The following is an 11,459-nucleotide window of genomic DNA, read 5'->3' on the forward strand; positions in this document are numbered from 1 at the left end:
ACTCCCTTAAATTTGGTTAAATCATTAAAAATTAGTGTTGATCATCATAATAAGAAACAGCATTCTAAGATTATGCGTTATATATAGTTGTAATATCCATATAATATTGTTATAAAAAGTATTGTACAATATTATAAATATTTAAAAAGAGGGGATATATTGTTTAGTAAATTTGTAAAAGGGATAGGCGTCATCATTACGATAGCGCTATTACATACGTCGATAAGTTACGCGAGTGAATCGCCAGTAACGATTGCCAATAAAGAAAAAAATAGTAGCATAAGTAAGAAATATCAGCCTAGTGGTGTCATGTTGACTACAGATCAAGGGCAAATTTTATATCATTACCAGGGAAATCAACATGTTGATCCGGCATCTATGTCTAAAATGATGACCTTATATTTAACATATGAAGCCATTGACAATGGAAGATTAAAGCTTAACGATAAAGTAAAAATTACCAATCATTATGCAACCCTGTCTAATTTACCAAATTTATCATCAGTATCATTGCAACAAGGTCAAGTATATACGATTGAAGCACTAATCAAACAAACAACATTAGCATCAAGCAATGCTGCTGCGATGATATTAGGTGAGAAGATTAGTGGTAATAATGATGCATTTACTAACAAAATGAATCAACAAGCTCAATCATTCCATATGACAAATACAAATTTTGTCAATCCTGCTGGCGCGCAGAATCGCTTGTTAGGTCAATACGCACCATCTAAATTTAAAAAACAAGAATATCCTAAAAGTACAGCGAAAGATATGAACATTTTAATGCAACAGCTTATTTCAAAGCATCCTGAAGTATTGCAAATATCTAAGTTGACACAAGATACACAACAAGGCAATACGTTTAAGAGTACAAATTTATCGTTAAAAGGCCAACCGCTTTATTTACCTGGTACAGATGGGTTAAAGACAGGTACAAGTAATAAAGGCTATAACATCGCATTAACCAATAAGCAAAATCACTTGCGTTTAAACGAAACGGTCATGAACGTTCAACCTTATGGCGATGAAAATGCAAAATATAATAGAAATCGAATAGGGAACAACATTATTAAACAATATCGCCAAAAATATGAATACAAGAAAGTATTAACTGAAGGTGACCATGAAATTGATGGCAAGAAATATCATGTTAAGAAAGATTTATATGATATCGTGCCAAAGGATAGCACTCAGTGGCATATAGCCATCAATAAAGATGGTAAAGCCTATGTTCATTATCATAGGGATTTCTTACCAGGTAGTGACTACCCACGCGTTGCTGCAGATAAAAAATGGAAATGGTTCTAAATGAACGAATCAAATGAAAAATGTCGCTAAGCTTTCAACTTGGCGACATTTTTCAAATTATGAAATACCTTTAATAAAGGGCGTTTTAGCTCAGTTTCTTCAAATGGATTTCTCTAGCACCACATATCATATTCACAATTTCATTCGTTACTTTATCGATGGATTGTTGCTGACCATGTTGAATCCAGTTCGTTATAACGCTTAAAATACCCCCAGTTAAAAACTCCGCATATATGGTTACATCTACATAAAATTGACCACTTTGTTTATCAAAGGCAATTTGCTTTTGAACCGCTTTGTAAATTTGTTCATAAAAAATAGTATAAACTTCGCCGTAGAAATTGAGAGTTATAACGCTACGGACCATGTCTTTATTATCGTGAATAAATGTTAAAACATCTTTCATCAATTTCTCGAAAAATTGTCTTGGATTATCAGGATTAATGTCTGGTAAATATAGCGCTCTAAAATGATCAATCAACGTGCCGACAACGTGATTTAACAAATCATATTTATCATTAAAATGACGATAAAACGTAGATCGTCGTACGTTGGCTTTGGTACATAAGTCCTGAACTGTAATCTGTTCAAATGATTTCGATTGCAATAGTTCAGAAAATGAAGTAATTAGCGCTTGATGTGTCTTTTGGACGCGTAAATCTTGTTTGTTCAACATCATCACTCCTCATATCGGACAGTTTAATTAAAATGTCGCTTATGTTACAAACCCACATAAGTGACGCACAATTCTTGGCCTTCCTCATTTTATAATACAGTCGAAGGGTAGATTAATTTCTTTAAGATTACTTATAGTTTACTACTTTTCAATTTAAAAATTAAAAACAATGAACATTTGGGAAGTGATATGTATGTACTATAGTAACGGGAATTATGAAGCATTTGCCCGTCCTAAAAAACCAGAAAATGTCGCGCATAAATCCGCTTATCTTATTGGTTCTGGATTAGCCTCGTTAGCTGCTGCATGTTTCTTGATTAGAGATGGACAAATGGATGGGTCAAAAATCCATGTTTTAGAAGAATTGTCTAAACCTGGTGGAAGTTTAGATGGCGATCAGCTTCCTTTAAAAGGCTATGTTGTTAGAGGCGGAAGAGAAATGGAAAATCATTTCGAATGTTTATGGGATTTATTTCGCTCCATCCCATCGCTTGAAATGGACAATGCTTCCGTATTAGATGAGTTTTATTGGTTAAATAAAGAAGATCCTAATTACTCACGTTGTCGTGTTATTGAGAAAAGGGGACATCAGTTACCTACTGATGGTGATTTTACTTTGACGCCACAAGCGATTAAAGAAATTATACATTTATGTTTAATGAAAGAAGAAGCATTAAATGATGTGACGATTACGGATGTCTTCTCAAATGATTTTATGCATTCGAATTTCTGGATTTATTGGAAAACAATGTTCGCATTTGAACCATGGCACTCCGCGATGGAGATGCGTCGATATTTAATGCGCTTTGTACATCATATTGGAGGATTAGCGGATTTCAGTGCCCTTAAATTCACTAAATATAATCAATATGAATCACTTGTTCTTCCTATGATTGCTTACTTAGAGTCCCACGGTGTGCAATTTCAATATGATGTCCAAGTCATGAATATTAAAGTAGATATCACAACAACAGAAAAGGTTGCTCGTGAAATACAACTTAAACGTTCAGGTAAAGATGAAGTTATTCCTCTAACGCCAAATGATTTAGTATTTGTTACGAATGGTAGTATTACTGAAAGTTCAACATATGGAGATAACAACACACCCGCACCCCCTACAAAAGATATCGGGGGTAGTTGGACATTGTGGCGTAATCTTGCCAAACAGAGCCCTGAGTTTGGTTGTCCCGAAAAGTTCTATCATCATTTACCGGACAAAAGTTGGTTTGTATCAGCAACTGCGACGACGAATAACAAGACAATTATTAATACTATCGAGCACATTTGTAAACGAGATCCTTTAGCCGGCAAGACAGTGACAGGTGGGATTGTTACTGTGAATGATTCTAAATGGCAATTGAATTTTACTGTAAATCGTCAGCAACAATTTAAAAGCCAACCCGACGATGAGGTGAGCGTTTGGATTTACGCGTTATATTCAAACGTGAATGGTGACTTTATCAATAAACCAATCACCGAGTGCAGTGGAAATGAAATCTGCCAAGAATGGTTATATCATATGGGCGTACCTATCAATCAAATTGAAGACCTCGCTAAAAATCAATGTAATACGATACCAGTCTATATGCCATATATCTGTTCTTATTTTATGCCTAGAGCTGTTGGAGACAGACCACTTGTTGTGCCTAAAAATGCTCGCAACATAGCCTTTATTGGTAATTTTGCAGAAACAGAAAGAGATACTGTCTTTACCACTGAATATTCGGTAAGAACTGCTATGGAAGCAGTCTACCAATTGTTGGGCATAGATAGAGGTGTCCCTGAAGTGGTTGCAACAGAATTTGACCTTCGCATATTGATGGATGCCTTATATGAACTCACCGACCGTAAAAATTTAATAGAACTCACCGAACATAACAAAATACAGCAACTCGCACTCAACACTTTCTTGAAGAAGATTAAAGGCACATATATCGAAGCATTGTTGCAACAACACAAGTTACTATAAGTGTAGATACAAATGCTTAATGGCAGAACTCAACCCCCACATGACGGTTACGTTTGTGGGGGTATTTATATTGTTATGTTAATTACTTATATATCGTTTTAAATGTTTAGCGGTTACGGAATTGTCGATATTGAAAATACCATCGGGTTCGCCCGCATAAAGTAATTGACCACCTTTATCTCCGGCATAGGGGCCAATATCAATTAACCAATCCGCCTGAGTCATCATCGTTAAATTATGTTCAATCAAGATAACTGTATTACCTTCGTCAATAAGATGATTAAAACAATCAATAAGGATTGGCAAATCATCTTCATGTAATCCAGTTGTTGGCTCATCAAAGATAAAGATTTTATCAGTCACGTCTTGAGTAAGGTAACGACTTAGTTTCACACGTTGAATTTCACCGCCTGAAAGTGTATCTAATGATTGTCCTAAAGTCATATAATTGAGTCCTGTATCCGCTAATGCTTGAAGCGGTCGCGTGATACTTGGACTATCACTAAATTTCTCAATGGCCTCATCCACAGTTAATGCTAAAATATCCGCAATAGAATAACCTTCTACTTTAGCTTCTAACACTTCTGGACGATATCTTGTTCCGCCACATAACTCGCATATTTGTGAAAAGTCTGGCATAAACGCAAGTTCAGTTTTTAAGACGCCTTTGCCATGACATTCTGGACATGCACCTTCTGAATTATAGCTAAACATACTTTTTTTAAGACCAGTGTGTTGGCTGAAGAAACTGCGCACATCGTCAAAGATACCTAGATAAGTGAGTAAATTAGAACGATTAGATGCATGAACAGGTTTCTGATCAATAAAGATAGCATTTGAGTTACGTTCAAATCCTGCAGAAATGAGTGAACTTTTACCTGAACCCGCAACACCTGTAACGACAGTCATCGCATGTTTAGGTAGTTCAGTTGAGACATTTTGTAAGTTATTACGACTAATATTTGAAATTTGAAGCATGTCTTTTGCCGTACGTGGTGTCGTTTTGAGTTGATGTTCACGATTTAATGCGCGACCAGTACTCGTGTCCGAAGCGAGTAGTGCGTTGTACGAGCCAGTAAATGTAATGTCACCGCCGTTTTTACCGGCTAAAGGACCTAAATCAATAATGTGGTCAGCCGTCTTAATCACATCTGGGTCATGTTCCACAACAAGCACCGTATTACCTTTATCTTTTAAGGAGTGAATGATGTCATTAATGCGTTGAATGTCTTCTGGATGTAGTCCAACACTTGGTTCGTCAATAATATATACAAGATCGCTAAGAGGACTATTTAAATGACGAATGAGTTTGATACGTTGTGATTCACCGCCAGATAGGGAAGTCGTTTCCCGTGCAAGTGTTAAATAGTTCAATCCGATATAACTTAACGCTTCTAGTTGTTTTTTGAGTGGCTCTATGATCACACGTGCTTTGTCGGGTTTTATTTTTCTTAAAAAGGCTAACGCCTCATCAATTTGTAGGTTTGTGAATTCTGCAATATTTAAACCATTAATTTTACAACTTAGCACAGTGTCATTAAGACGTTGACCATGGCAACTAGGACAGTCATGTTTCGATACGACACGATCGATGTCTTCTTTAAAACGTTTCTTTTCAAAATTATCATTGAGTAGAAATGAACGACGAAAACGATGGATTAATCCTTCAAATTTCGCAGTCCTTGGCCAATTTGAGGGCGGGTTCTTTAATTTGGTTGGTTCAGTATACAGGAAGGTATCCATTTCTTCTTTCGTGTAATCCTTTAGTTTCTTATCATTATCAAATAAACCTGTATATAAATAACGTTTCCCACGCCAACTGTCTGGTCTAAATGAAGGGAATTTAATTGCATCTTCATTTAGTGATTTATCATAATCAAGCAATTCATTTAAATCTATATCTTCAACGTAGCCTAAGCCCGAACATGTTTCGCACATTCCTTTAGGATTATTAAAAGAAAAGATATCAGAGTAACCTACAAAGGGTTCGCCAATACGTGACCATAGAAGACGAACGGACGCGTAAATATCAGAAATCGTACCTACAGTTGAACGAGAGTTACCGCCAAGACGTTTTTGATTGATAATCATAGCAACCGGAAGATGTTTAATTTGGTCAACATCAGGTTTCTCATATTGTGTGAGTTGATGTTGCACATAACTTGAATACGTTTCATTTAACAATCTTTCGGATTCTGCAGCTACAGTATTGAAGACGAGGGAAGACTTCCCTGAACCTGAACGACCTGTAAATACTGTTAATTTATGCTTTGGAATGGTTACATTTATATTTTTTAAGTTGTTTTGTTTAGCACCAACAATCTCTATGTTAGACATAATTTCACCTCTTAATGAGAAATGTATATTTTAAGATTCTAAAGGCTTAATTTTGACATCTAAATTAAAGTACTCTTTTAGTAAAGCTCGATAGTTGTCAGAAGTTACGTCGTACTTATCTTTATGATCTTGTTTACTTAGTGTGAGATGTTGTAATGACATCGTAGCACGACCAAATGACTGAGGTTGCGTAACAATCAGTTGTTGCACAAATATAGAATCTGGGTGTTCTGAATTATATTGAATCATATCCGCAAAATCTTCAACTTGTTTGGGTTGGAAACGCGCTTCGTAACGCGTGACCCATGTACCATTTTCAAGCTTTTGAATACAATAGGTACCGTCATGTTCTGAAATCGCACGAAATTCGCCTGTAATATCTGTCACAGGATGAGTAGGGTCGGTATTGGTAATAGGTAAAGCTTGTAAAGGTAAATCTCCAAAACCTACGTCTGCAACATAACTGACACCATCAATTGGGACTACAAGTGACATATGTGAACCTTCTGGACTACGATTGCCATTCGGCTGTTCGACTGTCGCAGACATGCGATATACGGTAAACCCTTTGGCTTCAAGGTAAGTCCCAAAGAAATGATTCATTTCGTAACAGAAACCGCCACGGTGTTGAATAATGAATTTATCATATAAATCATTAATTTCTACGGAGATAGGTATGCCATTTTGGACATTAATATTTTCAAAAGGAACCGTAAGCATGTATTGCTTAATATAATAATTGAGTGCTTCAAGTGTAGGTGATTGATGAAGTGAAGCATCTATGTGTAAATAGCGTTCGATATTTTGAATGTTCATTAGATGAGGACTCCTTTTTAAGTGCGTTTAGTCATCCATACCCTATAAAAAGTTGAATGACGCATATAAGCAATGAATAGAAAGTGGTTCTAAACACTTGAGTGCCACTAATGTAGCGTGCTTAGAACCACTTTGAGTTTAAATTAAAATTGTAAATAACTTAAAGGTTATAATTCTTGTTTATTGAAAATGGCTATTGAAAGGAAATAAGAAGCCACCAAGCAAATGATGCCAAGTAGTGCATATAATCCTATGAAAAGGATATCTGTAGGATTTGTTCCTAAATCAGAGAATGATCCTGAACGTACCAAAGCTGATATAATGACACCAAAGTAAGTAATAAAGAATAAAATAAGAACGATAACAGATGTTGAAATCATGATGACATTTGAATTTTCTGGACCGAATTTAAAGGTTAACGGGAACATGATAGCGTATGTGCCAGCACCACCTATACCAACTAAACCTGAAATAAGTGTTAACATCAAATTTTGGTGTATTGCTAATACTGCGATTAAGCCAATAATTAATCCAATGACGATGAGTATGCCGTAAAATGCGAAATAGCTTTTAATATAAGCGCTACGATGTGATGGCAATGTTGAGATATAGTACATCCATTTAGAATCTTTTTCGCGTTTCAAGTTATCTGTCACTGGTGACAATAAGAAAAGCATTGGTAAGAAACATGCCATTGCTGGATTTATAAAGGCGAATAAGACACTAGTTACAATGGCTACAATTAAATACGTGATAAGTGACTTTTTAGTTGCATAGAAACTACTTAAAATTAGACCTTTCATTATTTATCACCTCTCATAATTAATTTTGTTGCGTCATCAATAGTGTTAAGTGGGTGCGCATTTGTAACGCGTGACCAATCATTAATTAAGATTTGACGCTTACCGTGTCTCACTCTTGCTGCAATGATGATGTCTTGTGGAATGTCTACATCATTTTGTTCCTCAATTTCTACAATACCGTATTGTTTTAACAATGCTTCCTTATTTTCTTGAAGGACAACTTCACCATCACGCATAAACACTAATTGTGTAGCGAGATGCTCAATATCTTCAGAAATATGAGATGAAATGAGAATACCATTGCCTTCTGAAATATAGTCTTCCAACATTTCAATGACTTCTTCACGCCCTGATACGTCCATACCCGCAGTAGCCTCATCCAGAATGAGTAACTTTGTATCATGCGCTAAAGCCATAGCTAAGGCTGCTTTCATACGCATCCCTCTTGAGAATGTCTTAATTTGCGCGTTAGTTGGTAATTCGAAACGCTGAATGACTTCAAAGAAACGATCACTGTTCCACGTTTTGAAAATATTCGCAAAAACCTTATCCATATCTTTAATTTCGAGTTTATCAGGCACACGTAAGTCATCAAATACAACGCCAATATGCTCTTTGTATGCATAATCCTTATCTGAGACAACTTGATCAAAAAATGAAATATCTCCAGAATCTTTAAAACGGTTACCAACTAATGTATTAATCAATGTTGATTTACCTGAACCATTCTTACCAATTAAACCAAGCACTTCACCAGGGCGAAGTGTTAAAGAAATATCTTTCAAATGGAATTGCGATTTACTATATGACTTGTTGAGATGTTGCACTTGTAGTAGATGTTCCATAATAATCCTCTCTTTCTGTTGATTAGGTTTTGGATTTAATTTAATTAAAGATTAGTTACGTTTATCATAATATAGATTAATTAATAAATAACTAGGATTTGTAAAATTTACGTACTTTTAACATATAACCAAATGTGTTGTAAGCGAATAAAATGATTAAGATGCCAATGCCAACTGCTTGGTTAATACCTGTAACGATTGAAAAGATACCTAAGAAAATAGCGCCTACCATGATTAAGGAAATATTGACGTGATATACTTTAAACATTGATTCAAGTGTAATATGACGCTCACCTTCATCCATATTTTTTAAAATGCGTTCTGTATAATTGGCTTCGCCTTGTTTAGGCATACGCGTGTCAAATTTTCTATAAAAGAAACCAAGTATGGTTGACGGAATTAATGTCAATATAAATGGCACAATGACTAAAAATAAAATAGATGATGGGCCATTACCTAAGGCAATAATAAATATGTTTAATAAAGCGACTAATACTGTAATGTAATATAATGTGCCAGTTCTCATGAAAGTCAAATTAGCTTTTTGTTCATATTGATCTAGGTTGGCATCACTGGCATTTTCAGTTTTATGTTTGTATTTTAAAGATGTCTGAGAGGTTTTCCAAATCGCTAAGATAAGTCCAATATTAATTGATGAAGCGATAATGGTAACGATAATCGTGAAATTGTATGAAGCGAAATGTAAGATACCAAAGATGTTCCCATCACTTAGCATTCCTATTGAGGCTCCTATCATTCCACCAATAATACCTCCTATCAATAAATAGAGTAAATACCTGCCTACTTTCATAAATCTCCCTCCTCAAATATAAAGACATTTTCAACTGGTTCATTGAATATACGCGCAATTTTAACGGCTGTTAAAATGGACGGCATAAAATCATTACGTTCAATCAAAGAAACTGTTTGCCGAGAGATACCGGCTTGTTTAGCGAGTTGTGTTTGATTGAAGCCATCGCGAGCACGTAATTCTTTAAGACGATTTCGCAATATTCATCAACTCCTTGACTATTACGTTACATTATCTTTGTCATTTTGACAAGCATAGTAGTCAAAAAGACCTGTATTTTTGTCAAAATAGATATAAAAGTAGCCTTCGGGTTGTCTGAAGTTAGACATCCAGAAGGCTTGCTTTACCGTGATTTACAATTCGATAGAACCCATTGTTTTAGATCGTTAAGATGATATTTTGTGACGATGGTTTGATTGACTTNNATCGAAGATAAAGTGGAGATAAGTGTATGTTCAATTGTATTTAATGCATGACTAACTACGCACATTTCTGCTTTTTGGCCTTCCTTTTCACCTAAGAAGGGCTTCAATAATTGCTGACTAGAAAAGATCGCGTCTCGACCTTCTATTGCTAGAAAAACATCATAAAATGTGATTTGATTTAAAGGCTTATTTAAAGAAAAGCCGCCATGTTTGCCTGTAGAAGAATTAGCGAGATCTTCTTTAACAAGCGCTTTAATAATCTTCTTTAAATAAGAATCAGAAACATTTAAACGATCACTTAACGCGGTAGAGGTCATCACGCTATGTTTGGGTAGTAGGTTCAACATTAATAGAACATAGACAGCTTGCTCCCATCCTTTAGATAATTTCATAATAGTCCTCCAATGATAGACGTTTCTTTCATTATAAAATATAATATAAAATTTTTATATATTATGATTGAAAAATAGAAAGGGTGCATTATAATACTATTTAAAGACAACGAATATCTTAATTATCTTTAATCAATGACTAGGAGATGACATCTATGAATTTACATCAACGTTCTTACTTATATTTCTATATATGTATCATTTTGACGACCCTATGTATGGGCTCTTCTTTTCCAACTGGGAAGTACCTCATCTCAATTGAACACGTGCCACCTATGTTACTAGGCGGATGGCGTTTTACCATCGCGGGATTCATTATCTTATTGGTTATATTGTTGAAAAGGGGAGCCAAAAACTTAGTACCAACAATTGATCATAATAGTTACAAAGGCTTTATATTTGTCGCCACCATCGGATTATTACAAACGGCTGGAACAATGGGATTATTAAATATAGCAATGTCATTGGGTGTATCCTCTTCAATGTCAGCTGTTTTACTGTTTACCAATCCATTATGGTTAGCTGTTCTTGCGCATTTCATACTGAAAGAGCGGTTAACAATGATTAAAATGGTTGCACTCGTGATTGGTGTGATTGGGGTTACGATATGTCTAGGGTTAGATCGTACATTGTTAGGATGGGGATCATTTGTCGCATTACTTGGTTCGCTATGTTGGTCATGTAATACTGTTGTGACTAAACAATTTAAGTTTGATAAAGGTGCGTGGGTATTAACAGGATGGCAATTATTATTTGGCGGCATCATCATGTTCTTGATTAGCCAATTGTTAGGGGAACGTTATCACATTGAACAATTGAATGGTTGGGGATGGTTATGGTTTTGGTGGCTTGTGTTTCCAGCGTCTATTGGATCATTTGGATTATGNNNNACTATTTCGAGTAGTTTTTTATTTTTAGTGCCCTTATTTTCAACCATTTTCTCCATTATAGGATTAGGTGAACCTTTCACATTACACATTATGTTAGGCGGATTGTGTGTTGTAATCGCATTGATTGCGATTAATTATTCACCACATCGCTTAAGACATTAAGGTATTAAATGCTTGATAAATC

General features: G+C 35.3%; 11 protein-coding genes. 3 read left to right on the forward strand and 8 right to left on the reverse strand.

All coding sequences use genetic code 11. The features are described from left to right. The first annotated feature begins 159 nt into the window (after positions 1-159). The gene (pbp4, locus tag JVV30_RS10835) at positions 160-1,311 is read left to right on the forward strand and encodes a penicillin-binding protein PBP4 (protein WP_204194221.1); all 1,152 of its coding nucleotides are present in this window, start codon (positions 160-162) and stop codon (positions 1,309-1,311) included. Between the two features lie 85 nt (positions 1,312-1,396). Here pbp4 and JVV30_RS10840 read toward each other — a convergent pair whose 3' ends face one another. Beyond that, positions 1,397-1,984 carry a TetR/AcrR family transcriptional regulator gene (locus JVV30_RS10840; protein WP_204194224.1) on the reverse strand — a complete coding sequence of 196 codons (588 nt, stop codon included), beginning with the start codon at positions 1,982-1,984 and terminating at the stop codon, positions 1,397-1,399. Positions 1,985-2,180: 196 nt separating this feature from the next. Between JVV30_RS10840 and JVV30_RS10845 the strand changes: the two genes are divergently transcribed. Beyond that, complete coding sequence (locus tag JVV30_RS10845) at positions 2,181-3,956, forward strand: oleate hydratase (RefSeq protein ID WP_204194227.1); 1,776 nt, start codon at positions 2,181-2,183, stop codon at positions 3,954-3,956. A gap of 78 nt (positions 3,957-4,034) precedes the next feature. Here the strand turns inward: JVV30_RS10845 and JVV30_RS10850 are convergent, their stop codons facing one another. The 7 genes from JVV30_RS10850 to JVV30_RS10880 form a co-directional block, all read right to left on the reverse strand. Continuing rightward, entirely contained in the window at positions 4,035-6,293 is a 2,259-nt protein-coding gene (locus tag JVV30_RS10850; RefSeq protein ID WP_204194230.1) for an ATP-binding cassette domain-containing protein, read from the reverse strand. Positions 6,294-6,323: 30 nt separating this feature from the next. Continuing rightward, positions 6,324-7,109, reverse strand: coding sequence for an arylamine N-acetyltransferase family protein (locus JVV30_RS10855; RefSeq protein ID WP_107629260.1), 786 nt, complete (start codon positions 7,107-7,109; stop codon positions 6,324-6,326). A gap of 167 nt (positions 7,110-7,276) precedes the next feature. Further along, positions 7,277-7,912 (reverse strand): ABC-2 transporter permease, encoded by a 636-nt coding sequence (locus tag JVV30_RS10860; RefSeq protein WP_070854426.1) that lies wholly within the window; start codon positions 7,910-7,912, stop codon positions 7,277-7,279. Further along, positions 7,912-8,757, reverse strand: a complete 846-nt coding sequence (locus JVV30_RS10865) for an ABC transporter ATP-binding protein (RefSeq protein WP_204194232.1) — start codon at positions 8,755-8,757, stop codon at positions 7,912-7,914. Before JVV30_RS10865 ends, JVV30_RS10860 begins: the two co-directional genes overlap by 1 nt. 91 nt (positions 8,758-8,848) lie before the next feature. Next, entirely contained in the window at positions 8,849-9,568 is a 720-nt protein-coding gene (locus JVV30_RS10870; protein ID WP_204194234.1) for a DUF3169 family protein, read from the reverse strand. After that, the gene (locus tag JVV30_RS10875; protein WP_011274640.1) at positions 9,565-9,768 is read right to left on the reverse strand and encodes a helix-turn-helix transcriptional regulator; all 204 of its coding nucleotides are present in this window, start codon (positions 9,766-9,768) and stop codon (positions 9,565-9,567) included. The genes JVV30_RS10870 and JVV30_RS10875 overlap by 4 nt, the downstream gene beginning before the upstream one ends. A gap of 143 nt (positions 9,769-9,911) precedes the next feature. Then, a complete protein-coding gene (locus tag JVV30_RS10880) occupies positions 9,912-10,385 on the reverse strand; it encodes an RrF2 family transcriptional regulator (RefSeq protein WP_204194235.1) in 474 nt (157 codons plus the stop codon). 155 nt (positions 10,386-10,540) lie between these two features. On the opposite strand from JVV30_RS10880, the gene JVV30_RS10885 reads away from it, so the two are divergent. Then, positions 10,541-11,437 (forward strand): DMT family transporter, encoded by an 897-nt coding sequence (locus JVV30_RS10885; RefSeq protein ID WP_204194236.1) that lies wholly within the window; start codon positions 10,541-10,543, stop codon positions 11,435-11,437. Positions 11,438-11,459: the final 22 nt, after the last annotated feature.

The sequence above is a fragment of the Staphylococcus sp. GDY8P47P genome, assembly GCF_016892225.1.
GTDB classification, from domain to species: Bacteria; Bacillota; Bacilli; order Staphylococcales; family Staphylococcaceae; genus Staphylococcus; species Staphylococcus borealis.

Excerpts from the sequence above, each read along its gene's own strand:
- JVV30_RS10855 (WP_107629260.1), bottom strand. The coding sequence starts at position 7,109 with ATGAACATTCAAAATATCGAACGCTATTTACACATAGATGCTTCACTT.
- JVV30_RS10860 (WP_070854426.1), bottom strand. The coding sequence starts at position 7,912 with ATGAAAGGTCTAATTTTAAGTAGTTTCTATGCAACTAAAAAGTCACTT.
- JVV30_RS10870 (WP_204194234.1), bottom strand. The coding sequence starts at position 9,568 with ATGAAAGTAGGCAGGTATTTACTCTATTTATTGATAGGAGGTATTATT.
- JVV30_RS10865 (WP_204194232.1), bottom strand. The coding sequence starts at position 8,757 with ATGGAACATCTACTACAAGTGCAACATCTCAACAAGTCATATAGTAAA.
- JVV30_RS10845 (WP_204194227.1), top strand. The coding sequence starts at position 2,181 with ATGTACTATAGTAACGGGAATTATGAAGCATTTGCCCGTCCTAAAAAA.
- JVV30_RS10850 (WP_204194230.1), bottom strand. The coding sequence starts at position 6,293 with ATGTCTAACATAGAGATTGTTGGTGCTAAACAAAACAACTTAAAAAAT.